At 72.6% G+C, this 24,336-nt stretch carries 25 protein-coding genes; 12 read left to right on the plus strand and 13 right to left on the minus strand.

The window, feature by feature from the left end; translation table 11 throughout:
* Positions 1 to 196 precede the first annotated feature (196 nt).
* Entirely contained in the window at positions 197 to 544 is a 348-nt protein-coding gene (locus IE245_RS23950; protein WP_189951134.1) for a DUF2516 family protein, read from the plus strand.
* An 82-nt stretch (positions 545 to 626) separates the two neighbouring features.
* Here the strand turns inward: IE245_RS23950 and IE245_RS23955 are convergent, their stop codons facing one another.
* The 3 genes from IE245_RS23955 to IE245_RS23965 form a co-directional block, all read right to left on the minus strand.
* A complete protein-coding gene (locus IE245_RS23955; RefSeq protein ID WP_373305388.1) occupies positions 627 to 1,943 on the minus strand; it encodes a PP2C family protein-serine/threonine phosphatase in 1,317 nt (438 codons plus the stop codon).
* 357 nt (positions 1,944 to 2,300) lie between these two features.
* Positions 2,301 to 3,365 carry a C40 family peptidase gene (locus tag IE245_RS23960; protein WP_189950964.1) on the minus strand — a complete coding sequence of 355 codons (1,065 nt, stop codon included), beginning with the start codon at positions 3,363 to 3,365 and terminating at the stop codon, positions 2,301 to 2,303.
* A 238-nt stretch (positions 3,366 to 3,603) separates the two neighbouring features.
* Entirely contained in the window at positions 3,604 to 4,404 is an 801-nt protein-coding gene (locus tag IE245_RS23965) for a class I SAM-dependent methyltransferase (protein WP_189950966.1), read from the minus strand.
* 690 nt (positions 4,405 to 5,094) lie between these two features.
* Here IE245_RS23965 and mshA point away from each other — a divergent pair.
* Together mshA and IE245_RS23975 are read left to right on the plus strand one after the other, a co-directional pair.
* Positions 5,095 to 6,465, plus strand: a complete 1,371-nt coding sequence (gene mshA, locus IE245_RS23970; protein ID WP_189950967.1) for a D-inositol-3-phosphate glycosyltransferase — start codon at positions 5,095 to 5,097, stop codon at positions 6,463 to 6,465.
* Positions 6,458 to 7,111, plus strand: a complete 654-nt coding sequence (locus tag IE245_RS23975; RefSeq protein ID WP_268256584.1) for a type III secretion system chaperone family protein — start codon at positions 6,458 to 6,460, stop codon at positions 7,109 to 7,111. The genes mshA and IE245_RS23975 overlap by 8 nt, the downstream gene beginning before the upstream one ends.
* Here the strand turns inward: IE245_RS23975 and IE245_RS23980 are convergent.
* Positions 7,032 to 8,336, minus strand: a complete 1,305-nt coding sequence (locus IE245_RS23980; RefSeq protein ID WP_189950969.1) for an MDR family MFS transporter — start codon at positions 8,334 to 8,336, stop codon at positions 7,032 to 7,034. The two genes, IE245_RS23975 and IE245_RS23980, sit on opposite strands and share 80 nt — an antisense overlap.
* A 126-nt stretch (positions 8,337 to 8,462) precedes the next feature.
* On the opposite strand from IE245_RS23980, the gene IE245_RS23985 reads away from it, so the two are divergent.
* Positions 8,463 to 9,221 carry a phosphoglyceromutase gene (locus IE245_RS23985; protein WP_189950971.1) on the plus strand — a complete coding sequence of 253 codons (759 nt, stop codon included), beginning with the start codon at positions 8,463 to 8,465 and terminating at the stop codon, positions 9,219 to 9,221.
* Between the two features lie 84 nt (positions 9,222 to 9,305).
* Here IE245_RS23985 and IE245_RS23990 read toward each other — a convergent pair whose 3' ends face one another.
* The 3 genes from IE245_RS23990 to IE245_RS24000 form a co-directional block, all read right to left on the minus strand.
* Positions 9,306 to 9,602, minus strand: coding sequence for a ribosomal protein L7/L12 (locus tag IE245_RS23990; protein ID WP_189951138.1), 297 nt, complete (start codon positions 9,600 to 9,602; stop codon positions 9,306 to 9,308).
* Positions 9,603 to 9,858: 256 nt separating this feature from the next.
* Positions 9,859 to 10,332, minus strand: coding sequence for a hypothetical protein (locus IE245_RS23995; RefSeq protein ID WP_189950973.1), 474 nt, complete (start codon positions 10,330 to 10,332; stop codon positions 9,859 to 9,861).
* A gap of 794 nt (positions 10,333 to 11,126) precedes the next feature.
* On the minus strand, positions 11,127 to 11,660 hold the full coding sequence (locus IE245_RS24000; protein WP_189950975.1) for a hypothetical protein: 534 nt from the start codon (positions 11,658 to 11,660) through the stop codon (positions 11,127 to 11,129).
* A gap of 96 nt (positions 11,661 to 11,756) precedes the next feature.
* On the opposite strand from IE245_RS24000, the gene IE245_RS24005 reads away from it, so the two are divergent.
* Positions 11,757 to 12,224, plus strand: a complete 468-nt coding sequence (locus tag IE245_RS24005) for a GNAT family N-acetyltransferase (protein WP_189950977.1) — start codon at positions 11,757 to 11,759, stop codon at positions 12,222 to 12,224.
* 58 nt (positions 12,225 to 12,282) lie between these two features.
* Here IE245_RS24005 and IE245_RS24010 read toward each other — a convergent pair whose 3' ends face one another.
* Both IE245_RS24010 and phoU read right to left on the minus strand, forming a co-directional pair.
* Entirely contained in the window at positions 12,283 to 12,435 is a 153-nt protein-coding gene (locus IE245_RS24010) for a hypothetical protein (RefSeq protein ID WP_189950979.1), read from the minus strand.
* 117 nt (positions 12,436 to 12,552) lie between these two features.
* Positions 12,553 to 13,233: a phosphate signaling complex protein PhoU gene (phoU, locus tag IE245_RS24015; protein ID WP_189950981.1), complete on the minus strand. Its 681-nt coding sequence runs from the start codon at positions 13,231 to 13,233 to the stop codon at positions 12,553 to 12,555.
* A 266-nt stretch (positions 13,234 to 13,499) separates the two neighbouring features.
* Here phoU and phoR point away from each other — a divergent pair, with 266 nt between their 5' ends.
* Complete coding sequence (phoR, locus tag IE245_RS24020; protein WP_189950983.1) at positions 13,500 to 14,729, plus strand: two-component system sensor histidine kinase PhoR; 1,230 nt, start codon at positions 13,500 to 13,502, stop codon at positions 14,727 to 14,729.
* Positions 14,726 to 15,406, plus strand: a complete 681-nt coding sequence (gene phoP / locus IE245_RS24025; protein ID WP_043226173.1) for a two-component system response regulator PhoP — start codon at positions 14,726 to 14,728, stop codon at positions 15,404 to 15,406. The genes phoR and phoP overlap by 4 nt, the downstream gene beginning before the upstream one ends.
* Before the next feature lie 196 nt (positions 15,407 to 15,602).
* Here the strand turns inward: phoP and IE245_RS24030 are convergent, their stop codons facing one another.
* The gene (locus tag IE245_RS24030) at positions 15,603 to 16,235 is read right to left on the minus strand and encodes a copper chaperone PCu(A)C domain-containing protein (protein WP_189950984.1); all 633 of its coding nucleotides are present in this window, start codon (positions 16,233 to 16,235) and stop codon (positions 15,603 to 15,605) included.
* Between the two features lie 612 nt (positions 16,236 to 16,847).
* Between IE245_RS24030 and IE245_RS24035 the strand changes: the two genes are divergently transcribed.
* The 5 genes from IE245_RS24035 to rlmB all read left to right on the plus strand — a co-directional run bounded on the left by IE245_RS24035 (position 16,848) and on the right by rlmB (position 21,358).
* Positions 16,848 to 17,330, plus strand: a complete 483-nt coding sequence (locus tag IE245_RS24035) for a CarD family transcriptional regulator (RefSeq protein WP_003953493.1) — start codon at positions 16,848 to 16,850, stop codon at positions 17,328 to 17,330.
* A 274-nt stretch (positions 17,331 to 17,604) separates the two neighbouring features.
* Positions 17,605 to 18,354: a 2-C-methyl-D-erythritol 4-phosphate cytidylyltransferase gene (ispD, locus tag IE245_RS24040; RefSeq protein ID WP_189950986.1), complete on the plus strand. Its 750-nt coding sequence runs from the start codon at positions 17,605 to 17,607 to the stop codon at positions 18,352 to 18,354.
* A complete protein-coding gene (gene ispF / locus IE245_RS24045; protein WP_189950988.1) occupies positions 18,344 to 18,841 on the plus strand; it encodes a 2-C-methyl-D-erythritol 2,4-cyclodiphosphate synthase in 498 nt (165 codons plus the stop codon). Before ispD ends, ispF begins: the two co-directional genes overlap by 11 nt.
* Before the next feature lie 73 nt (positions 18,842 to 18,914).
* Positions 18,915 to 20,312 (plus strand): cysteine--tRNA ligase, encoded by a 1,398-nt coding sequence (cysS, locus tag IE245_RS24050; RefSeq protein WP_189950989.1) that lies wholly within the window; start codon positions 18,915 to 18,917, stop codon positions 20,310 to 20,312.
* An 89-nt stretch (positions 20,313 to 20,401) separates the two neighbouring features.
* Positions 20,402 to 21,358, plus strand: coding sequence for a 23S rRNA (guanosine(2251)-2'-O)-methyltransferase RlmB (rlmB, locus tag IE245_RS24055; protein ID WP_189950990.1), 957 nt, complete (start codon positions 20,402 to 20,404; stop codon positions 21,356 to 21,358).
* Positions 21,359 to 21,473: 115 nt separating this feature from the next.
* Here the strand turns inward: rlmB and rfbD are convergent, their stop codons facing one another.
* Genes rfbD through IE245_RS24070 form a run of 3 tightly spaced genes read right to left on the minus strand, consistent with a single transcriptional unit; the run spans position 21,474 to position 23,975 of the window.
* Entirely contained in the window at positions 21,474 to 22,349 is an 876-nt protein-coding gene (gene rfbD, locus IE245_RS24060) for a dTDP-4-dehydrorhamnose reductase (RefSeq protein WP_268256585.1), read from the minus strand.
* Positions 22,346 to 23,335 carry a dTDP-glucose 4,6-dehydratase gene (gene rfbB, locus IE245_RS24065; RefSeq protein ID WP_189950991.1) on the minus strand — a complete coding sequence of 330 codons (990 nt, stop codon included), beginning with the start codon at positions 23,333 to 23,335 and terminating at the stop codon, positions 22,346 to 22,348. The genes rfbD and rfbB overlap by 4 nt, the downstream gene beginning before the upstream one ends.
* A gap of 25 nt (positions 23,336 to 23,360) precedes the next feature.
* Positions 23,361 to 23,975 (minus strand): dTDP-4-dehydrorhamnose 3,5-epimerase family protein, encoded by a 615-nt coding sequence (locus IE245_RS24070; RefSeq protein WP_189950992.1) that lies wholly within the window; start codon positions 23,973 to 23,975, stop codon positions 23,361 to 23,363.
* Positions 23,976 to 24,336 lie beyond the last annotated feature (361 nt).

The raw sequence follows: 24,336 nt of genomic DNA on the forward strand, positions 1-24,336 counted from the left end.
GACCGAGGCCGCGCCCAAGCCCGCGGCCCGCAAGGCCTCCACCCGCAAGGCCCCCGCCAAGAAGGCGGCCGCCGCCAAGGCGGACGTGACCGCCGAATAGCGGATCCGGGCACCATTCCTGGGGTCCGACGCGTGGGAACGGGTACCTTGACCGCGAGGCGCGTACGTACCCCATGACCCCTAGGCGGTGTTCAGCATGCTGATGGACCGGTTCGACAACACCCTCAACCTGCTGATGTTCCTGGTCTTCACCGGTTTCGCCATCGCCTCGTTCGTCATCGCGGCGATGGTCAGGGAGGACGCGTACCGGGCCGCGGACAAGCAGACGAAGAAGTTCTGGCTGATCCTCCTCGGGGTCAACCTCGCCCTGAACCTCTTCCTCCCCGGCCTCTTCTTCCTCCTCATCGCGGGCCTGATCGCCGCCATCGTGTTCATGGTGGACGTCCGCCCGGCCCTCAAGCAGGTCATGGGCGGCGGAGGCGGGGGCCGCCGCGGCGGCTCCAGCAGCGACGGCCCGTACGGCCCCTACAACGGCGGCCGGTAGCCGTCACGTGTGATGGCTACCGGTGGCCGTCACGTACGGCGGCCGGTGGCCGTCATGGCGTCGGGCGCGGGGCCCGGGGGACTCACCCCCGGGCCCCGCCGCGTTCCAGGGCCAGCAGGGCCACGTCGTCGGTCAGCTCGCCGCCGTTGAGCGTGCGGGCCTCCGCCATCGCCGCCTCCAGGAGCGCCTCGCCGCGCAGGCCCCCGGCCAGCTGCCGGTTGATCATGCCGACCATGCCGTCCTGCCCGAGCCGCGGCGAACCCGGTCCCGCGGTCCGTCCTTCGATCAGGCCGTCGGTGTAGAGCAGCAGGCTCCACGCGCCGCCCAGCTCGACCTGGCGGCGCGGCCAGCGGGCGCGCGGCAGCAGGCCCAGGGCCGGGCCCCCGTCCTCGTACGGCAGCAGCCGCGCCGTCCCGCCGTGCTGGGCGACCAGCGGCGCCGGGTGGCCGGCCAGGCAGAGCCCGGCGCGGCGGCCGTCGGGCGCGATGTCGACCGTGCAGAGGGTCGCGAAGATCTCCTCGCTCTCCCGCTCGTGCTCCAGGACCTGCTGGAGGGTGGAGAGCAGCTCGTCGCCGCAGAGCCCGGCGAAGGTCAGGGCGCGCCAGGCGATCCGCAGCTCGACGCCGAGGGCGGCCTCGTCGGGGCCGTGGCCGCAGACGTCGCCGATCATGGCGTGGACGGTGCCGTCCGGGGTGCGGACGACGTCGTAGAAGTCGCCGCCGAGCAGCGCGCGCGAGCGGCCGGGCCGGTAGCTGGCGGCGAAGCGGAGGTCGGAGCCCTCCAGGAGCGGGGTGGGCAGCAGGCCGCGCTCCAGGCGGGCGTTCTCCTGGGCGCGCAGCCGGGACTCGGCGAGCTTCACCTTGGCGGCGTCGTTGCGCTTGCGCTCGACCGCGTACCGGATGGCGCGGCTGAGGAGCCGGCCGTCGAGCTCCTCGCGGAAGAGGTGGTCCTGGGCCCCGACGCGCACCGCCTCGGCGGCGAGCCCCGCGTCCGCGGAGGGGGCGAGGGCCAGGACGGCGTGCCGGGGCGCGAGGCGCAGGATGTGCCGCAGCGGGGCGAGCGGGTCCTCGTCGGCCGCGCCCCGGGGCACGGGCAGCGAGAGGTCGACGAGCACGCAGTGCACGTCGTCGGTGAGGAGCCGCTCGGCCTCGGTGAGGTTGCGGGCGGTGCGGATGCGGATGCGGGTGCCCGCGGCGCCGACGGCGTCGAGCAGTTCGGGTACGGCGAGGGCACCCGCCGGGTCGTCCTCGACGACCAGGAGGGTGAGGTCGGTGCGGTCGCGGTCGGTTCCTGTGCCTGTGGTCGTGCTGGTTCCTGCGCCTGTGCCGGCTCCCGTGGCGGGTGTGCCGGCTCCTGTGACGGTGCCGGCCCCCGCGTCGGTCGCGGCGGTGGCGTCCATGGCGGCGGTGTCGCATGGCCCCGCAGCAGAGACGATTCTCTGGCGCGGTACGGATACGGGCATCGGTCCGGGTTTCCTTCCCTCCCCCGAGGGTGCGCCGGGCGCCGGGTGGCGTCCCGCCCGTCCGGGACCATAGCGGCAGTGCGGCGCCCGGCGGAATGGCGATCACTCCGCGGGCGCCGGGGTCTTCCTTGGCATATGCCGCGGAAGGGGAGGTAGTTGCGCTCCGATCGGGCGCGGGCGGGCCCGGGACCCATGAGAAAGGTCACTCGGGCCCGGCCGCGCGTCGGGCGGGTGCCGGGCCGCGCGCCGGGTGGGCGCCGGGCCGCGCTGTGGGCCGGGGGACGGGGCCGGACGTCAGGACGGGCGGACGATGCCGAGGATCTCCATCGAGCCGGCGCCGGCCACGGTCACGTCCCGGCCGGGCCGGGGGGCGTGGACCATCTTCCCGTCGCCGATGTACATGCCGATGTGGCTGGCGTCCTTGTAGTAGACGATCAGGTCGCCGGGGCGCATGTCCTTCGGCTGCACGCGGGGGAGCAGCCGCCACTGCTCCTGCGAGGTGCGCGGGATGCGCTCGCCGGCGGCGGCCCAGGCGGACTGGGTGAGGCCGGAGCAGTCGAAGGAGTCGGGGCCCTCGGCGCCCCACACGTACGGCTTGCCGACCTGCGCGAGGGCGGCCTCGACCGCCTTGCGGCCCTCGGCGGTGGAGTCGGCGCCGAGCTCGTCGAGGATGCCGGTGTCCAGCCACTTGGTCTGGGCCCGCTGCCGGGCCTGCTCCTCCAGGCGGCGCAGCCGCTCACGCTCCTCGGCGGCGAGCTCGCTCTCCAGCTTCTTCGCGGCGGCGATCTTCTCGTTGATCTCCTTCTTCGCGGCGGCCTGCCGGACGCGGTCGGCCTCCAGCTTGGTCCAGTTGTCGCCGGCCTCGGAGGCGTAGGTGTCCAGCTCGGCCTGGGCACGGGTGAGTTCGCCGAGGAGGTCGGTGGTGGCCTTGGCGCTCTCGCGGAGCCGGCCGGCCGTGTCGAGGTAGAGCTGCGGGTCGCCGGCGAGGGCGAGCTGGGCGCTCCGGGGGATGCCGCCGCTGCGGTACTGGGCGCGGGCGGCGGCGCCGGCCTCGGCCTTGAGGGTGTCGATCCGCTCGCGGCCGCCCTCGATCATGCGGGCGAGCCGGACGATCTCGGCGGACTGGGTCGCGGTGCGCTCCTCGGCGAGGTTGTACGCGTCGGTGGCGGCGGCCGCCTGGTGGTAGAGCTCCTCGATCTCCGTCCGGACCTCTTCGAGGGTCTTCTTCGGCGCGGGCGGCGGCGGGGGGAGCGGGGCGGCGGCGGCCTGGAGGGTGAGCGCCGGGGTGGCCAGGACGGCCAGGGCGCAGGCCACGGTGACCGTGGCGGCGGCGTACGGACGTCGGCGTCGTCGGTTCACTGGCTCCCCCTCACGGCCCGGGTGTCCCCCCTGGGCCGCTTTCTGATTTACCGTCAGTAACTTGTGTGGTCCTGGCGATAGTGCCACGTGAATCCGGAAAACGACAGGTACCCCACCAGAGTGACGCCCGGGAACCGGCTGACGTTCCCCGTCCGGGCCTCATGATCCGAAGGGCCCGCGCGCCCCGCGCCCGCCCGTCCGGCCGCCTGCCTCCCTGGTCGGCCGCCCGGCCGCCCGGCTAGGCGCGGGGCGCCAGCGCGTCCCAGCGGACCGTGACCTCGCCCTGCCGCCAGCGCTTCGGGCCGTCCGTGACCGGCCAGTCCGCCGCCAGGTCCCGGACGGCGCGGATCCAGCGCTGCCGGGCGCCCAGGGAGGCGTACGGCGCCGCCGCCGCCCAGGCCCGGTCGAAGTCCCGCAGGAAGGCGTGGACCGGCTCGCCCGGCACATTGCGGTGGATCAGCGCCTTCGGGAGGCGTTCGGCCAGGTCCGAGGGGCGGTCGAGGGAGCCGAGCCGGGTCGCGAGGGTGACCGTGCGGGGCCCGCCCCGGTCGAGCGCCACCCACACGTGCCGGCGCCCGATCTCGTCGCAGGTCCCCTCGACCAGCAGGCCGCCCGGCGCGAGCCGCCCGCACAGCCGCTCCCACACCGCCGCGACCTGCTCCTCGTCGTACTGGCGCAGCACGTTCGCGGCCCGGATCAGCGCGGGCGCCCCGGGCACCGGCACCTCGAAGCCGCCGTGCACGAAGCGCAGGCCCTCGTGCCGGTCCTCGTACGGCCTCGCGGCCTCGACCCGGGCCGGCTCGATCTCGATCCCGTACAGCAGGGTGCGGGGCTCGGCGGTGCGCAGCCGCGCGAGCAGCTCCACGGCGGTCCAGGGGGCGGCGCCGTACCCGAGGTCGACGGCGACGGGCGGCTCGGGGGAGCGGCGCAGGGCCGGCCCGTGGACGGCGGCGATCCAGCGGTCCATGCGGCGCAGCCGGTTGGGGTTGGTGGTCCCGCGGGTCGGGGTGCCGACGGGGCGGGTGGTGCGCGGGGCCATGGGACGAGGATACGGAGCGGGGCCCGGCGAGCGGCCCCCGGCTCGGTCCGGCCCTGCCCGGGGAGCGGCCCCTGCCCCGGCCCCGGGCCGCCTGGGGGAGCGGCCCCAGTCCCGGCCCGCCCAGGGGGCGGCCCCCAGGCCCTGGGAGGGCCGGGAAGCGGCCTCCGACCCCGCCCAGGCCCCGGCCTGCCGGGGGAGCGACCCCGCCTCGGTCCGGGCCCGCCTCGGTCCCGTCCCGCCTCGGGGAGCGGCCCCAGGCCCGGCCCGCCCGGGGAGTGGCCCGCCCCGGTCCCGGCCTGCCGGGGTCTCCGGTCCTGGCCCTCCCGGGGGCGGCCCCCGGCCCTGGGAGGGCCGGGAAGCGGCCTCCGGCCCCGCCTCGGCCCGGGGCCCCGCCCCGGGCCGGCCCCGGCACCGGCCTCCGCCCCGCCCCGGCCCCGGCGGCGGCCCCCCGCCCAGGCCCGGCCCGGCACCCGCCCCGCTCCCGCTCCCGGCACGCTTCGCGTAACCGTCCGCGTCCGTCCGCGTAACCCCGGCCGTCCTTCGGGTAATGAATTGGCAAAACGCCGGACGTGACGGAAAGGGCGGAAATGAAGGAGGTCGTTCCGGCGTTGTGCGGGGCGGAGGACGTGGACCGCGCCCTCCGCCTGTCATGTCCGCACGCCAGGCCCCTCTCGCGGAAGGACCGCCGACGTGAGCCAGTACGTGTCCCGGTTCGCCGGCACCCGGCACCGGCACCCGGCAGCGGCCTCCCGGCTCCGGCTTCCGGGCCGCCCCCGGACCCCCCGCCGGGTGGCCATGCTCTCCGTGCACACCTCCCCGCTCCACCAGCCGGGCACCGGCGACGCGGGCGGCATGAACGTCTACATCGTCGAGCTCGCCAGGCGGCTCGCCGCCATCGACATCGAGGTCGAGATCTTCACCCGCGCCACCACCGGTGGCCTCCCCCCGGTGGTCGAGCTGGCACCCGGCGTCCTGGTGCGGCACGTCGACGCCGGCCCGTACGAGGGCCTCGCCAAGGAGGAGCTGCCGGCCCAGCTCTGCGCCTTCACGCACGGCGTGATGCAGGCGTGGGCGGGTCACCGCCCCGGCCACTACGACCTGGTCCACTCGCACTACTGGCTCTCCGGCCACGTCGGCTGGCTCGCCGCCGAGCGGTGGGGCGTCCCGCTCGTGCACGCCATGCACACCATGGCCAAGGTCAAGAACGCGGCGCTCGCCGAGGGCGACACCCCCGAGCCGGCCGCGCGGGTCATCGGCGAGACCCAGATCGTCGCCGCCGCCGACCGGCTGATCGCCAACACCACCGAGGAGGCCGACGAGCTGGCCCGCTTCTACGACGCGGACCCCGGCAAGATCGCGGTCGTCCACCCCGGGGTCAACCTCGACCGCTTCCGGCCGGCCGACGGCCGTGCCGCCGCCCGTGCCCGCCTCGGCCTGCCGGAGGACGCCTTCGTGCCGGTCTTCGCCGGCCGGATCCAGCCCCTCAAGGCCCCCGACATCCTGCTGCGCGCCGCCGCCCTGATGGTGGACCGGGACCCCTCGCTGCGCTCCCGCATGGTGGTGCCGGTCGTCGGCGGCCCCAGCGGCAGCGGCCTCGCCAAGCCCGAGCAGCTCCAGAAGCTCGCCGCCCGCCTCGGCATCGCGGACCTCGTCCGCTTCCACCCGCCGGTGGGCCAGGAGCGGCTCGCGGACTGGTTCCGGGCCGCGTCCGTCCTCGTCATGCCCTCGTACAGCGAGTCCTTCGGCCTGGTCGCGATAGAGGCGCAGGCGGCCGGCACCCCGGTTGTCGCGGCCGCGGTGGGCGGCCTGCCAGTCGCCGTGCGGGACGAGCGGACCGGCTTCCTGGTGCGGGGCCACGACCCGGCGGAGTACGCCCGGGTGCTGGACCGTTTCGCCGCCGACCCGGGCCTCACGGTCCGGATGGGCGAGGCGGCGGCGCGGCACGCCGGCTCCTTCGGCTGGGACACGGCCGCGTCGGGCACCGCCGACGTGTACACGGCCGCCATGCACGACCACCGCCAGCGCGCGCACCACCGTCGCGTACGCTCCCACCATGGCTGACGCTCAGGACGCACGGCAGACCGAGCCCCGGAAGACCGACGCACGGCAGACCGAGCCCCGGAAGACCGACGCGCAGCGGGCCGAGCCCCGGCGGACCGACGCACGGCAGGCCGAGGCCCGGCGGGCCGTCGAGGACACCCTCACCGAGGCGGAGCTGGAGTGGGAGAGCCCCGCGCCCGGTTCGTACGTGGTCAAGCTCCCCGGCACCCGCAAGCTGTTCACCACGCTGTCGCTGCGCCTGGGCCGCCACTCCCTCTCCCTCAACGCCTTCGTCGTCCGCCACCCGGACGAGAACGAGGCCGGCGTCCACCGCTGGCTCCTCGAACGGAACCTCAGGCTGTACGGGGTGGGGTACGCGATCGACCCGCTCGGCGACATCTACCTCGCCGGCAAGCTCCCGCTGGCCGCCGTCACGCCGGAGGAGCTGGACCGGCTGCTCGGCTCGGTCCTGGAGGCGGCGGACGGCGACTTCAACACGCTGCTCGAACTCGGCTTCGCGTCGGCCATCCGCCGGGAGTACGCCTGGCGGGTCTCCCGGGGCGAGTCGACGCGGAACCTCGACGCGTTCAGGAACCTGACGCGGGAGTCGGCCGCTTCCGCCTCTGCTCCGGCTCCTTCGGCTCCGGCTCCGCCGGAACGGGACTGACGGTCTCCTCCTCGGCCAGCGCCTTCCGCAGCCGCAGCGTGTAGCCGACGGCGGCGAGGACGCCGACGCCGAAGGTTCCGGCCCACAGGACGTCCGAGCCCGGCCCGTCGACGATCGCGCCGGCCAGGATCGGCGCGACGAAACCGGCGACGGCCCACGACATGCCCATCACGCCCTGGTAGCGGCCGCGGGCGTGCTCCGGGGCGAGCCGGGCGGTGGCGGCGGCGTTCGTCGGCACGTGCACCATCTCGCCGACCGTCCACACGACGACCGTGGCGGCGAAGGCGACGGACGAGCCGGCCAGCGCGGTGGCGCCGGTGCCGACGGCGAAGAGCAGCGAGGAGACGGTGAGCAGGACGACCGGCGAGCGCCGCTCGGTCACCTTGTTGACCAGCAGCTGGAAGCCGACGATCACGACGCCGTTGACGGCGATGACCAGGCCGTACGAGGACGGGGGCAGGCCCTGCTCGGCCATGGTCAGCGGCAGGCCGATCCAGGGCGCGGTGAAGACCAGGCAGACCAGCAGGTTGAGCAGCACGAGCGTCCGGAAGGGCGCGTCGCGCAGCACGTCGAGCATCGACACCTTCTCCGCGGCCCCGCTCCGCCCGGCCGTCTTCCCCGCGGTCCGCTCCGGCCGGGTCTCCGGCAGCCGCAGGAAGACGATCACGGCGCAGAGGGTGGTGGCGACGGCGTCGACGAGGAAGAGGGTGCGGTAGCCGAGGAAGGCGGCGGCGCCGCCCGCGATCGAGGCGACGGCGAAGCCGAGGTTGAGCGCCCAGTAGTTGAGGGCGTAGGCGCGGCGCACGTCGTCGGCCGGGACCATGTCGGCGATCGTCGCGTTGATGGAGGGGCGGACGGCCTGCATGGCGACGCCCATGAGCAGCACGACGGCGGCCACGCCCCAGGCGCTGGTGACGAAGGCGAGCGCGGCGGCGCAGGCGGCGGCCCCCAGGTGCATGGTGATCATGGTGGGCCGGCGGCCCCAGCGGTCGGTCAGCATGCCGCCGAGCGGGGAGCCGGCGACGCCGCCGAGGCCGTGGAGGGCGACGACGAGACCGGCGAACCAGGCGGAGTACCCGAGCTCGACGGTCAGGTAGTACGAGAGGAAGGTGAGGACGAAGGCCCCGGTCCTGTTGACCAGGGTCGACAGCCAGAGCCACCAGAAGCCCTGCGGAAGGCCGGAGACGGTGGCGTGCGCCGACCGTCTGAGCGATTCGATGGACATGTGAGGTGCTCCCCCCGCGTACTGTAAGACCCTCCAACAGTTCTCGAAACTTACGCATCTCGGCAGGCGGACGCCAGCGAATTGACGACGCGCGTCAATCGTCAGCGGTCCATTAGGCTCGTGCGCATGGCCGACGCACCGTACAAGCTGATCCTCCTCCGCCACGGCGAGAGCGAGTGGAACGAGAAAAATCTGTTCACCGGATGGGTGGACGTGAACCTCACCGCGAAGGGCGAGAAGGAGGCGACGCGCGGCGGCGAGCTGCTCAAGGACGCCGGCCTGCTCCCCGACGTGCTGCACACCTCCCTCCAGAAGCGCGCCATCCGCACCGCCCAGCTCGCGCTGGAGTCCGCGGACCGTCACTGGATCCCGGTGCACCGCTCCTGGCGCCTGAACGAGCGTCACTACGGCGCCCTCCAGGGCAAGGACAAGGCCCAGACCCTCGCCGAGTTCGGCGAGGAGCAGTTCATGCTCTGGCGCCGCTCGTACGACACCCCGCCGCCGCCGCTCGCCGACGACGCCGAGTACTCCCAGGCCGGCGACGCCCGCTACGCCACCATCCCGCCGGAGCTGCGCCCGCAGACCGAGTGCCTCAAGGACGTCGTGGAGCGCATGCTCCCGTACTGGTACGACGGCATCGTCCCGGACCTCCTCGCCGGCCGCACCGTCCTGGTCGCCGCCCACGGCAACAGCCTCCGCGCCCTGGTGAAGCACCTCGACGGCATCTCCGACGCCGACATCGCGGGCCTCAACATCCCCACCGGCATCCCCCTCTCGTACGAGCTCGACGAGAACTTCAAGCCCCTCAACCCCGGCGGCACCTACCTCGACCCGGAGGCCGCCGCGGCCGCCATCGAGGCCGTCAAGAACCAGGGCAAGAAGTAGTCACTCCTTGCGAAAGAGCCCCCTCCCTGCGGTTTCTCCGTAGGGAGGGGGCTTCTTCGTGGGCTCGGGCCGCCTGTGGGCCCGTCAGGGGGGCGGGGCCGTGCTCTCGCCGGACTTCGGTTCCTCTCTGGCTTCGGCCTGGGCGCCGGCGCTTCGCAGCGCGGTGACGGCATCGTCGGCGTCGTCCTGGGGCCAGGACTTCATGACGGTGACGGGAGCCTGCCGCGTGAGCACCCGGCTGTGCCAGAGGCTGAGCCCCGTCAGCCGACGTACGGCCTGGACCACGTCCATCTCGCGCGGCCCGCAGTCGAGGAGCGCGACGTCGTAGGCCCGCTCATCGCAGATCAAGGTGACGTACACGGTCTCGTCCCCGTCGTCCATCACGTCCCCCGGTTCCTCGGTTCCTCGGTGACGGGGAGCGTAGACACCCTCGAAGACGCCGGCCACGGCTTTTCGCGTGCGCCCCCGGCTGCTCGGCACGAGGTGGGCGTACACCCGCGGCGTCAGAGGCGGAGGGCCTGTCACAGGTTTCTCTGCCTCATCAAGGCGGCCCCTGACCGATCTAACTGGTCAGGGGCCGTCCGTCTGCGCGGCGGGTGGGGGATTCGAACCCACGGCGCTCGTGCCACGACGGTTTTCAAGACCGTGTACGGATCGACGCTCCCACAGCGTCGAGTGCACCCACGGCCGCGTGGATGTGAGCCGGGCCGCGACGCAACCGTTCGCCCGCGCACCACCAGGACGGTCGCTCTTCCGCGTCCTCCCTCGGATGCATGCCCAGGCCGTGTTCGGGACACAGGGGCCACACCTGCCACAGAAGCTCCATGACGGTCTCCTGCGCGGCATCGGCGACGCTCGCCAGTGCGGAGGCAAGGCTGTCCTGTGAGTCCGGGTCCAAGTGGTTGCCCTGCCACTCGCCGTTGGCCATGGCGACGTAGACGTTCTCCGGCTCCTCCGCGTCGTAGGACGGAAGGGCCAGCAGCCGCAGGGGTTCCAGCTGGGGAAGCGTCACCGCCAGGTCCCGGTTCAGAAGGGCGAGAGCCTGGTCCCACACCGGGTACTCGCCCGGCGAGACGCGGCGAGGCTCAGGGGGGTCGAAGAGAGCGCACATGAGCACCATCCTCCGCCACGCCAGGGGCGGCCCCCCTCACCCAACAGCGCCGCACCCTGCGAAGACCGTGTGCGGGGCTGATGTCAGCGGCTGACATCAACGACGCTGGACGGGTGCGTACACCAGCGCCTCTGCCCAGCCGTCGCACAGTCGACGGAAGCCGCCGCAGCGGGCCCGGATCGAACTCCTAAAGAGGTGTTCTCAGCTGTTGTGCGCCCCCACGCCCCTGCGGACAGGGGGCATGCACCCGCATGCGCCTTCCGCGGAGCCAGGAGCGCTCGACACACTCTGCTGGTCTGTCCGTCCGATGGCACCAGGGGGAGTAGTGGCTCGAACGCAGTCCACGTGCGGAGCGCTCACGCAGAAGGGGACCCGGTGTCAGCGCCTGGCCATGATCGGAGCGTCCCGGTGTGACCGTCACCGCGGCGAGTGGTCCTCCTACGAGGTCCAGAAGCGCAAGGCGAAGAAGAAGTAGCCGGCCGCTGGGCCCGCGTCGCTCCAGCTCCCCGCGAGGGCTCCCTCGCCGCCGGCGTGCGCGCAGCCCGTACACGCCCGGGCGAGCATGGTGGCCGTCGCGGCCCCTCGCCTTCCTGGGAAGGCCGTCCGAGTCATCCGCACCGCCCCCGCCCCCTCGCCTCGCGTCCGCCCCCGACTCCGACTGAACGCGTTCAGAATAGAGGCGGGGGGAGGAGTGCGGCCGCAAGGGCCGGGCATCGGCGGGGACGGGGGACGGCGGGGGCGGGGAACGGGCCCCCGGGGCGGCCGCGAAGCGCCGTACGGGTGAAGGCGGCGGGTCAGTGTTGCTGGGTGCCGCCCGCGGCCTCGTCGCAGGCGCGGTCGCGGAAGTCGTCGAGGGAGGAGACGCGGATCTCGTCGTCGAGGGTGTAGCGGACCTGGCCGGGCTTCAGGCGGGCCAGGTCCTCCGGCGTGAAGCTCACCGGGGTGGCCGACCAGGAGCCGTCCTCGGTCCAGCCGGCGAGGCGGTAGCTGCGGCCCTTCTCCAGGCGGGCGGTCCGGGTCTCCGGGGTCCAGCGCTCCGCCTCGGGGGCGCCCGCGGTCTGCATCAGGGGCCAGGAGGTGAAGCCGGTGACCGGGCCGTCGTGGCGCCAGTCGCCGGTGATCTCCCGGGACTCCTTCGGCACGTCGTCGGGGTAGAGCATCGCCCCGTCCACGTGGTCGTGGCACATCAGGAGGACGCCGAGCGGGGTGCCGTCCTCCGCCACCGAGACGCCCGCGAGGCCGGCCGGGGTCGTCGCGCAGCCCGTGAGCAGCAGGGCGGCGGCACCGGCCGCTGCCGCCGTGAGGAGGGTCGCTCGCGCGGAGGGCATGGCCGCAATTCTGGCGGGCCGAGGGGCGGCCTGCCCAGGGGGTGACCGGCGGTAATTCGAGGTGGGCCGGGGCGGGCCGTCGCTACCGTCCTGTCCATGCCACGATCACCACGCCTGGAGCCGGTCACCCCCGCCACCCTGGACGCCGCCCTCGCCCTGCGGGTCCACCCCCATCAGGAGAAGAACGTCGCGCCCGTCGTGACGTCGCTGGCCGAGGCGTACGTCCACGGGGAGACCGCCTGGCCCCGCCTGGTCTTCGACGGCGACCGGCCCGTCGGCTTCCTCATGGCCTTCCTCGACATCGTCTGGGACGAGGAGAAGGACCCCGGAGACCGGCGCAGCGGGCTGTGGCGCCTGAACATCGCCGCCGACGTGCAGGGCGAGGGGTACGGGCGCTTCGCCGTCGACGCCGTCGCCGAGGAGCTGCGCCGCAGGGGAGCCGGACGGATGTACGTGACCTGGGAGCCCGACGAGGACGGGCCCGGCGCGTTCTACCGCCGGCTCGGGTTCCGTACCACGGGGGAGGAGAGCGGCGGGCAGGTCGTCGGCGTGCTGGAGCTGTGATGAGGGGGAGAGGGCGAGGGGAGGGGCTCCCGGGAGCCCCTCCCCCGGCCCGTAGGCCTCAGCCCGAGCAGCCGCCGCACTGGCACGGCGCGCCCGACTGGCAGCCGCAGCCGCAGCCCGAGCCGCAGCCGCAGGCGCCGAGGACCGGCAGGTGCGTCCGCTCGCGCGGGGCCTGCGCCGCGGTCTCGGTGGTGATGGGGGAATCGGCCATGGGGTCCCTCCCTGACGGGACGCGGATCGTCCCTCGTCCCCCATTCCATGCCCGCCCGGACCGGCGCATCAACGGCGCACGGAAGCCCCGTGCGCCCGTGCGCCCTCTCCGCGCGCCTTACGCGCCCTCGACCGGGGCGTCCTGCGGCTGGAGCTCGTCCGCGTGCTCGCCCGTCACCAGGTAGACGACGCGCTTCGCCACCGACACCGCGTGGTCGGCGAACCGCTCGTAGTACCGGCCGAGCAGCGTCACGTCCACGGCCGTCTCGATGCCGTGCTTCCACCGGTCGTCCATCAGGTGCTGGAAGAGCGCCCGGTGCAGCAGGTCCATCTCGTCGTCGTCCTGCTCCAGCTGCATCGCCAGGTCGACGTCCTTGGTGATGATGACCTCGGCGGCCTTCGCCATCAGGCGCTGCGCCAGCTGGCCCATCTGGAGGATTGTCGCGTGCAGGTCGTTGGGGACCGCGCGGTCCGGGAAGCGCAGCCGGGTCAGCTTGGCCACGTGCTGGGCCAGGTCGCCGGAGCGCTCCAGGTCGGCGCTCATCCGCAGCGAGGTGACCACGATCCGCAGGTCCGTCGCCACCGGCTGCTGGCGCGCGAGCAGCGCTATCGCCCGTGCCTCCAGGTCGTGCTGGAGGTCGTCGACCTTCTGGTCCGCGGCGATCACGCTCTCCGCGAGCTTCAGGTCCGCGTCGAGCATCGCCGTGGTGGCGCGCCCGATCGCCGATCCGACCAGGCGGGCCATCTCGACCAGGCCCTCGCCGATCGAATCAAGTTCCTCGTGGTACGCGTCCCGCATGGATGTCCCTCTCTCCGGGAGTGCCTCTTCTTCAGGGGGTCGCTCTGCACCCCCACGCTCCCACGTTCGGCCCCCTGTGCGTCCGGCTCCATCCCCTCGTGTGAACCACCTCTGGCCTGAAGGTGAACTCTGGGCGACGCGGCCCCTCGCCCCTTCCAGGGCAAATGAACCGGTCCCGTCTCCAGGGTGAACTCTGAGCGACGAGTGTTCGAGCAGGCACTCGGACGGCTGGGAGAGTGTCCGTGACCACGCATAACCTGGATGGCATGGACGTGAACGCGGCGGTCGCCGCATTGGCAGCGATCGCCGGCGTGTGCACCGGCGTGATCGCCATGCTGGCGTTCCGCTGGAGCGAACGCGACCAGGCGCGACCCACCCGTACCTCCCTGCACACCGACGCCGTGCTGCCGCCCGGCGTCGACACGGTGCTCTCCGTGCTGCGCTCCTCCGCGGTCGTGCTCGACGAGAGCGACTCCGTGGTGAAGGCCAGCTCGGCGGCGTACGCCCTCGGGCTCGTCCGCGGCGGGAAGCTGGCCGTGGAGCCGATGCTCAACATGGCCCGCGACACCCGCAGGGACGGGGAGATACGCCAGGTCGAGCTGGACCTCCCCCGGCGCGGCGGCGGACGCGGCGAGGCCCTCGCGGTCTCGGCGCGGGTGGCCCCGCTCGGGTCGCGGCTCGTGCTGCTCCTGGTCGAGGACCTGACGGAGGCCCGCCGTATCGAAGCGGTACGGCGCGACTTCGTCGCGAACGTGAGCCACGAGCTGAAGACCCCGGTCGGGGCGCTCTCGCTGCTCTCCGAGGCCGTCATGGACGCCTCGGACGACCCCGAGGCGGTCATGCGCTTCGCGGGCCGGATGCAGATCGAGGCGACCCGGCTGACCAACCTGGTCCAGGAGCTCATCGACCTCTCGCGGGTGCAGAACGACGACCCGCTGGAGGACTCCGAGCCGGTGTCCGTGGACGAGCTGGTCGCCGAGGCGATCGACCGCTCGCGGCACCCGGCCTCCACCAAGCAGATCACCATGGCCTCCGGAGGCTCGGCCGACCTGTTCGTCTGGGGCAGCCGGGGCCAGCTCGCCGCCGCCCTCGGCAACCTCGTCGAGAACGCCGTCAACTACTCGCCGGCCCGGACCCGCGTGGGCATCGCCGCCCGCCGCGTCGCGGCCCCCGGCGGGGACCTCATCGAGATAGCCGTGACCGACCAGGGCATCGGCATCCCGGAGAAGGACCGCGAGCGGATCTTCGAGCGCTTCTACCGCGTCGACCCGGCACGCTCGCGTGCCACCGGCGGTACGGGGCTCGGGCTCGCGATCGTCAAGCACGTGGCCGCCTCGCACGGCGGGGAGGTCACGGTGTGGAGCACCGAGGGGCAGGGCTCCACGTTCACCCTGCGGCTGCCCGAGGCGGGCTCCGCACGGGACCGCCGGACCGCCGCCTCCCTCACCCCCGATCTCATGACCGAACCGCTTCCCGCACCGGAGGTCCTTCCGTGACCCGAGTCCTTGTCGTCGAGGATGAGGAATCCTTCAGCGACGCCCTGTCGTACATGCTCCGCAAGGAGGGCTTCGAGGTCGCCGTGGCGGCGACCGGGCCCGACGGCCTCGACGAGTTCGAGCGCAACGGAGCGGACCTCGTCCTCCTCGACCTGATGCTGCCGGGCCTGCCCGGCACAGAGGTCTGCCGCCAGCTGCGGGGGCGTTCCAACGTGCCGGTCATCATGGTGACCGCCAAGGACAGCGAGATCGACAAGGTCGTCGGCCTGGAGATAGGAGCCGACGACTACGTGACGAAGCCCTTCTCCTCGCGCGAGCTGGTCGCCCGCATCCGCGCGGTGCTGCGCCGGCGCGGCGAGCCGGAGGAGGTCACCCCGGCGGCCCTGGAGGCCGGCCCGGTCCGCATGGACGTCGACCGCCACGTGGTGACGGTCGGCGGCGGAAAGATCGACCTCCCCCTGAAGGAGTTCGACCTCCTGGAGATGCTGCTCCGCAACGCGGGCCGCGTCCTCACCCGCATGCAGCTCATCGACCGGGTCTGGGGCGCCGACTACGTGGGCGACACCAAGACCCTCGACGTCCACGTCAAGCGCCTCCGCGCCAAGATTGAGCCCGACCCCGGCGCCCCCCGCTACCTGGTCACGGTCCGGGGCCTGGGCTACAAGTTCGAGCCGTAGGATCCGCCGGCTCCGCGGGCGCCGGACGGAGCCGGGCGCGCGCGGGGGCGGTTCGAGCCGGGCCCGCGTGTCCCGCGCCACCCGGTGACGGTCCGCGGGCTCCGCGGCGGGTTCGGGCCGTGCAGGGTCGTCGTACGTCGAGAGGGGCGCCCCCGCGGGGGCGCCCCTCTCGACGTCGTACGGGCGTGGCCGCGGCTCAGTGGCCGGCGGCCTGGCCGGCGTCGCTGCCCTCGGTGCCGTGCCCGCCGGACTCCGCGTGCTCGCCGGCCTCGGCCGAGGCGGTCGCGGAGGGGGTGGCGCCGGGCGGGAGCGGGACCTCGGACGGGCCGAAGTCCTTGAAGTAGCTCGTCGACGGGACGACGAAGGCCTCCAGGGCGACGTCGCCGGTCTCGCTGAGCGTGAAGACGACCTTCTGCGCGTCGCCGTTCTTCGCGGCCTCGCTGCCGTTGGCGATGGTGGCGGTGGCGTTGCCCTCGCCGCCGATGACGACGGAGCCGCCGGCCGGGACCACGACCGGGCCGGAGCCCTTCGCGGACTTCAGGGTGACCGACGCGTTGCTGCCGGGCAGGCTGATCGACTCCAGCGTCTGCGGGGCGCGGCCGTTGTTGAAGACGGTGGCCGAGACGACGGCCGGGCCCTTGGCGCCGGGCGTCGGCTGGGTGATGACGAGCGCGTTCTGGATCTTGACGTCGTCCACCGAGACGGCGGCGTTGTCCGGGCGGATGCCGAGCGTCTGGGCGTCGTTGCCCGCACCGCAGGCGGACAGCGCGGCGATCGAGAAAACGATGGCGGTGGCGGCGAGGGCGCCGCGTCGAAGGCTGCGGCTCACGGCGGCGGCAACTCCTAGGACGTACGGACTACGGACGGAAACGGCTAAGGACCAGCTAAAGGTGCGTCAGCGCGCTTAGGTTACCGAGCCTGACTCTCCGTCCCGCACCCGACCCGCCCCTTAGCGTCCGCCGCCCCGCGGGGCCGCGGTGTGGGAGGCGCCCGCGCGCGGTCCGCGCGTGGCCGGAACACACCCCATTGGCCCGGCGTTCACATAACCGACGTGATCAATTCGGGGGCGGCGTCGCATTCCGCATGTCGTCCCTTACGGAAAAGCACCACCGGATCGCTCGCTGATCAATTCGGGAATCCCGGCATGATCCCTCCGTACGGGTGGCCGATCCTCGAACGGAGTACGTGAAGAGGACCACTCCTGACCGGATGAAACGGGGCATATCGCCCCCTTGGGCGGGTCCCGGATGTGTGTAACGTGCGCGTTTCTCTCCGTCGACGCAGCCGCTCCGACCTGCGAATACCGCCTTCCGGAAGTCCTCCGCAGCATGGGGGCGAGGCACTTGTCAAGCCCTGAGATATGCCCTGACCTGCGGAAACGCCATTCAGAAGAAGCCGTTTCCGTGTTACCCTGGATAGCCACGGAAGGGGTACCTGTCACATGACGTTCAAGGTTGGCGACACCGTGGTCTATCCCCATCACGGGGCCGCGCTGATCGAGGCCATCGAAACTCGCCAGATCAAAGGCGTGGACAAGACCTACTTGGTGCTCAAGGTCGCGCAGGGCGACCTGACGGTTCGCGTACCGGCGGACAACGCGGAGTTCGTAGGCGTGCGCGACGTTGTCGGGCAGGACGGGCTGGACCGGGTCTTCGAGGTGCTGCGCGCGCCGTACGCCGAGGAGCCGACGAACTGGTCCCGCCGCTACAAGGCGAACCTCGAGAAGCTCGCCTCCGGCGATGTCATCAAGGTCGCCGAAGTGGTCCGGGACCTCTGGCGCCGAGAGCGCGAGCGCGGTCTCTCCGCAGGTGAGAAGCGCATGCTCGCCAAGGCTCGCCAGATCCTGGTGAGCGAGCTGGCGCTTGCCGAGAACACCAACGAGGACAAGGCCGAGGCCCTCCTCGACGAGGTGCTCGCGTCCTGATCCATGGCTCACGCCATGCCGGGAAGCGATCCCAGCAGCAATGCCGCGGTGCCCGCTGACGCGCTGTGAATCCCACGATTCCACAGTGCCGTCGCCGGGCACTGCGGCATGTTCGTCTCTTCTTTCCCTCCCCCGAGCTCTGCGAGCTCCACGCCTGCTGCATGTCGACGCCTCGACCGTCGTCACGGAAAGGGCCCGGTCGAGGCGTCGCATCTCAGCCTGCTGACGCCATACCCACGTCGCCCGCGGAAACAAACCTGCCGGAGTGCAACCGATGTCAGACGAAGCGCGTCCTCCTCGTACCGCCGTGGTGATCCCGGCCGCAGGACGGGGCGTACGCCTCGGCCCGGGCGCCCCCAAAGCGCTGCGCGCGCTGAACGGCACCCCCATGCTCGTCCACGCCGTCCGCGCCATGGCCGCCTCCCGCGCGGTCCGGCTCGTCGTCGTGGTCGCCCCCGCCGACGGAGTCGCCGAGGTCAAGCACCTCCTCGACGACCACGCCCTGCCCGAGAGGACCGACTACCTCGTCGTCGCCGGCGGCGACACCCGCCAGGAGTCCGTCCGCCTCGGCCTCGAGGCGGTCCCCGACGACCACGACATCGTCCTGGTGCACGACGCGGCCCGCCCGCTCGTGCCCGTCGACACCGTCGACGCCGTCATCGAGGCCGTCCGCGACGGCGCCGTCGCCGTCGTCCCCGCGCTGCCCGTCGCCGACACCGTCAAGGAGGTCGAGCCGGCCGCCGAGCCCGGCGGACCCGAGCAGGTCGTCGCCACCCCGGTCCGCGCCCGCCTCCGCGCCGTCCAGACCCCGCAGGGCTTCGACCGCGCCACCCTCGTCGACGCGCACGCCACCGTCGCCCTCGCCGGCGAGGGCGCCACCGACGACGCCGGCATGGTCGAGAAGCTCGGCGCCCCCGTCGTCGTCGTGCCCGGCCACGAAGAGGCCTTCAAGGTGACCCGTCCCCTCGACCTCGTCCTCGCCGAGGCCGTACTCGCCCGCAGGAGGGCCAACGATGGCTTCTGAGTCCCCCGTCATCCCCCGCACCGGCATCGGCACCGACGTGCACGCCTTCGAGGAGGGCCGCGAGCTCTGGTGCGCCGGCCTCCTCTGGGAGGACGAGCAGTACGGCCTCGCCGGCCACTCCGACGGCGACGTCGCCGCCCACGCCGCCTGCGACGCCCTCTTCTCCGCCGCCGGCATCGGCGACCTCGGCGCCCACTTCGGCACCTCGCGCCCCGAGTGGGCCGGCGCCTCCGGCACCACCCTGCTCGCCGAGGCCGCCCGGATCGTCCGCGCCGAGGGGTACGAGATCGGCAACATCGCCGTCCAGGTTGTCGGCGTCCGCCCCAAGGTCGGCAAGCGGCGCGACGAGGCCCAGAAGGCACTGAGCGAGGCCGCCGGCGCCCCCGTCTCCGTCTCCGGCACCACCACCGACGGACTCGGGCTCACCGGACGCGCCGAGGGCCTCGCCGCCCTCGCGACCGCGCTGGTGTACCCCGTATCGCGCTAGGCCGGGGAGAAAACGTGCCCCGGGACCGGCAATCGGTCGCGGGGCACCACCACGCGCCCACTACCCTGGACCCGTGACTATTCGCCTGTACGACACCAGCGCGCGGCAGATCCGTGACTTCACCCCGCTCACGCCGGGCCGCGTCTCGATCTACCTCTGTGGCGCCACCGTCCAGGCGGCCCCGCACATCGGCCACATCCGGTCGGGGCTGAACTTCGACATCATGCGCCGCTGGTTCGCCTACCGCGGCTACGACGTCACCTTCGTCCGCAACGTCACCGACATCGACGACAAGATCATCGCCAAGGGCAAGGACCAGAACCGCCCCTGGTGGTCGATCGGCTACGACAACGAGCGCGCGTTCAACGCCGGCTACGACGCCCTGGGCTGCCTGCCGCCCACCTACGAGCCCCGCGCCACCGGCCACGTGCCCGAGATGATCGAGATGATGCGCGGCCTCATCGAGCGCGGCCACGCCTACGAGGCCGACGGCAGCGTCTACTTCGACGTCCGCTCCTTCCCCGGCTACCTGGAGCTCTCCAACCAGGACCTGGACGACCTCCGCCAGCCCGACGAGGGCGTCTCCGGCAAGCGCGACCCCCGCGACTTCGCCATGTGGAAGGCGACCAAGCCCGGCGAGCCCGACTGGGAGACCCCGTGGGGCCGCGGCCGTCCCGGCTGGCACCTGGAGTGCTCGGCCATGGCCCACAAGTACCTGGGCTCCGCCTTCGACATCCACGGCGGCGGCCTCGACCTGATCTTCCCGCACCACGAGAACGAGATCGCCCAGGCCAAGGCCTTCGGCGACGAGTTCGCGCACTACTGGGTGCACAACGCCTGGGTCACCATGAGCGGCGAGAAGATGTCGAAGTCGCTCGGCAACTCGGTCCTCGTGAGCGAGATGGTGAAGAACTGGCGCCCCATCGTCCTCCGCTACTACCTGGGCACCCCGCACTACCGCTCGATGATCGAGTACAGCGAGGAGTCCCTGCGCGAGGCCGAGGCCGCCTTCGGCCGCATCGAGGGCTTCGTCCAGCGCGCCACCGAGAAGGCCGGCCGGACCGTCCCGGCCGCCGCCGAGGTGCCGCCGGCCTTCGCCGAGGCCATGGACGACGACCTGGGCGTCCCGCACGCGCTGGCGATCATCCACACCACCGTCCGCCAGGGCAACAGCGCGCTCGGCGCCGACGACAAGGACGAGGCCATCGCCCGCCTCGCCGAGGTCCGCGCCATGCTCGGCGTCCTCGGCCTGGACCCCCTCGACCCCCAGTGGGCCGACGGATCCGGCGGCGGCGAGGAGCTCCACGGCGTCGTCGACACCCTCGTCCGGCTCGTGCTCCAGCAGCGCGAGGCCGCCCGCGAGCGCAAGGACTGGGGCACGGCGGACGCGATCCGCGACCAGCTCACCCAGTCCGGCCTCGTGATCGAGGACAGCCCCGACGGCCCCCGCTGGACCCTCGCCAACCGATAGAACGCCCCGAAGACGTGCCGCCCGGAGCCCCGGGCGGCACACTTCACTTGAAGACTTCCGCACGTACGCCAGAGGAACAGGTAGCAGTCATGGCCGGGAACAGCCAGCGCAGGGGACGTCGCACGTCCAACAAGAAGGGCGCGACGGTCGGCAGCGGTGGCAAGCGACGCCGCGCCCTGGAGGGTAAGGGTCCGACGCCGAAGGCCGAGGACCGCAAGGGCCACAAGGCGTTCCGCGTCTCCAACGCGATGGCCCGCAACGCGGCCAAGCGCAAGCCCGTCGCACGCCGCGGCGGCAAGGGCCAGTCCGAGATGGTCGTCGGCCGCAACCCGGTCTTCGAGGCGCTGCGCGACGGCGTGCCCGCCACCACCCTCTACGTCCAGCAGTTCATCGACAACGACGAGCGCGTGCGCGAGGCCCTCAACCTCGCCACCGGCCGCGGCAACATCAACATCATGGAGGCGCCGCGCCCCGAGCTGGACCGGATGACCAACGGCCTGAACCACCAGGGCCTCGTCCTCCAGGTCCCGCCGTACGAGTACGCGCACCCCGAGGACCTCGCCGCGGCCGCCTACGACGAGCACGAGGACCCGCTGATCGTCGCCCTCGACGGCGTCACCGACCCGCGGAACCTCGGCGCCGTCGTCCGCTCCGTCTCCGCCTTCGGCGGCCACGGCGTCGTCGTCCCCGAGCGGCGCGCCGCCGGCATGACGGCCGGCGCCTGGAAGACCTCCGCCGGCACCGCCGCCCGCACCCCGGTCGCCCGCGCCACCAACCTCACCCGCTGCCTGCAGGAGTACCAGAAGGCCGGGCTCACGGTCGTCGGCCTCTCCGCGGACGGCGACACCGAGGTCCACGAGCTGGAGGCGCTCGCCGGCCCGGTCGTCATCGTGGTCGGCTCCGAGGGCAAGGGCCTCTCCCGCCTCGTCGGCGAGAACTGCGACTTCCTCGTCCGCATCCCGATGCCCGGCGGCGCCGAGTCCCTCAACGCCGGCGTCGCCGCCGGCGTCGTGCTGTACGAGGCGGCCCGCCGCCGCATGGCCTGACCGCAACCGACACGGCCCGACGGGCACCTCAGCCCGCCGGGCCCGCCGGGCCCGGCCGGCCGGGCCCGGGGAACCGCTCCCGGGGCCGCCCGGCGCGGTCAGCCTCGGGCGGGCGTCACTCGAAGGCGAAAACGCCCGCGGCGAAGGCATGTGAGAGCATCGCTCGCCAAGGGGCGAGGGGAGCCATGCCGGCACGTCCCCAGCCCTGATGGCCGAGGACGCTCCACGACGGCCGTGGGGCCCGCCGAGGGAATCGGTCCGAGTCCACCGGCTCGATCCGTCCCGGGGAGAGCCCGGCCAGGGTGAAGGCTTCCCGGGCGAGCGCGTACCAGGTGGTCCGGCCCGTCGCGGTGCCGTGGTACACACCGGGGCGCGCGGTGCCGGCAGCTGCGGCTCGCCCGAGCGCCACCAGCCGTGTGGCCAGCGCGTGACTCCACGTCGGCTGCCCCGTCTGATCACGGACGACTTCCAACACCTCCCGGTCGGCGGCCAGGCGGAGCACGGTCTCGACGAAGTTGGGCCCGTGCGCACCATAGAGCCAGGCGGTGCGGACCGTGTACCCGTGGTCGGGCAGGACCGCGTGCAGCGCCCGTTCCCCCGCCAGTTTGGTACGGCCGTACGCGTTGACCGGTGCCGGCACGGCCCCCTCCGCCCAGGGCACCGCGTTGGTGCCGGAGAACACGTAGTCCGTGGAGATGTGCAGCAACCGAGCGCGGTGACGGGCGCAGGCGGTCGCGAGGTGGTGCACCCCCGTGGAGTTGACGGCGAAGGCCGCGGCTTCGTCGGTCTCGGCACCGTCCACGTCGGTCCAGGCTGCCGTGTTGATCACCAATTCGTGTCCCGTCACCGCGTCCAGCACCCGGGTGGCGTCTGTGATGTCGAGGGCGTCGCGGCCCAGTGCGGTGACCTCCGCCTCCCCGGCCTGACGCAGCGCCGTGACCACATCACGGCCGAGCATTCCGGTCGCGCCGGTGACCAGCCAACGCGTCACCTGGTGAACTCCGAGCGGGCGAGGAGCGGTTTCCACCAGTCTCGGTTGTCGTGGTACCACCGGACCGTATCGGCGAGTCCTTCCTCGAAGGGGACCACGGGCCGATAGCCGAGTTCCTCGCGGATTCGTGTGCTGTCGAGGGAGTAGCGGGCATCGTGGCCCTTTCGGTCGGACACGAACTCGACGCTCTCCCAGTCGGCCCCGCAAGCGTCGAGGAGCAGTCCGGTCAGTTCTTTGTTGGTCAACTCCGCACCGCCACCGATGTGGTAGACCGCGCCTGCCCTGCCGTGGTGGAGGACCAGGTCGATTCCCGCACAGTGATCCGAGACGTGCAGCCAGTCTCGGACGTTGCCGCCGTCACCGTAGAGCGGGATCCTGCGCCCCTCCATGAGCCGCGTGATGGACAACGGTATGAATTTCTCGGGGAACTGATAGGGGCCGTAGTTGTTCGAGCAGCGGGTGATCACCACGTCCGTCCCATGGGTGTGGTGTTCAGCCAGAGCCATGAGATCGGAGCTCGCTTTGCTGGCGGCGTAGGGGGAGCGGGGGGAGAGCGGCTGGCCCTCGGTCCATGACCCCGACTCGACGGAACCGTACACCTCGTCGGTGGAGACGTGGACGAAGCGGCCCACCCGGTGCCTGCGGGCGCTCTCCAGCAACGTCTGCGTTCCGAGGACGTTGGTGGTGACGAAATCTCGAGCGCCCGTCAGGGAACGGTCCACGTGGGATTCAGCGGCGAAGTGCACCACCGCGTCGTGACCGGGGATCACGGAATCGACGAGCTCGGCATCCGTGACGTCACCGCGGACGAAGGTCAGCCCGGGGTGGTCGGCAACGGGTTGCAGATTCGCCAGGTTCCCGGAGTAGGTCAGCCTGTCCAGCACCGTGACGTGGGTGTCGGCGGGGGAAAGCAGCGCTCCCGAGAGCGTGGAGCGGACGAAGTGCGACCCGATGAAGCCGGCGCCACCCGTGACGAGAATTCTCATGAGGCCTCCGTGTCCGGCGGATCCTTTACTGGTTCTGGTGGGGTTCGTGCCTTTCCCGTACAAGCGAAAGGCAGTCCTCGTAACGTGGCAGGTGACCTCGGTCGAGCAGGTGGGAGAGCGGCGGAGCCGCCCGGTCACGCTCGGACCGTATGGCCTCCCGGGACGGCCAAGGAATGCCGAGTCCCGAATCGAAGGCGTTCACGCAGTGTTCGCGCTCGGGCTCGAACGTGCGGGACACCAGATAGCTGACCGTCGCGGTCTCGGTGAGGGCGCAGAAGCCGTGCCCCATGCCTTCGGGGACGTAGACCGCTTCCCGTCGGATGTCGTCGAGTTCCACGGCCTCCCATCGTCCGAACGCGGGAGAACCCACCCGCAGGTCGACGAGGACATCGAGCACCGCGCCGCGGACGCAGGTCACGTATTTCGCCTGCCCGTACGGCACTTCCGCGAAATGGATTCCGCGGATGGTGCCTCGCGCGGACGTCGACAGGTTCCCCTGGACCATGGGGGCGGCGCGGTGCCCCAGCGCCTCGGAGAGGAGGTCGGGTCGGTACCACTCCAAGAAGGTGCCGCGCTCATCGGTGTGGTGACGGGGCGCCACTCGAAGCGACCCGGGGATGCCGAGCTCACGTATGCGCACGGATGCTCCCCTCGCCCCGCCGCCGACCAAGGGCGCTGCGAGGCGCGCCGGTCGATCGTCGTCGAACCGGCCCGAGCACCGGGCCGCTTCTTCCGCGCGGCCGGCTCTGTTCCCCCGGCGCTCCTCGCGTGCGTCTGTCGAAGGCGGGTAGGCGTTGCTGCGGCACCGCTCCGGTCGCGGGCCGCAACCGAGATCCGATACCGCCTGCACGTATGATTCCACGCATTCCGGTGCCGGTTTCCTCCATCGGCCGTCGTCGGCCGTCGAGGGCGGTCGTCCGCCTGCGGTCGGTCAAGCCGTGTCACTCCCTTCGACTCGCATCGCGTAGTGCTCGAAGAGAACTGACGTCTCATCAGTGAAC

It is taken from the genome of Streptomyces roseolus, from assembly GCF_014649855.1.
GTDB lineage: Bacteria > Actinomycetota > Actinomycetes > Streptomycetales > Streptomycetaceae > Streptomyces > Streptomyces roseolus.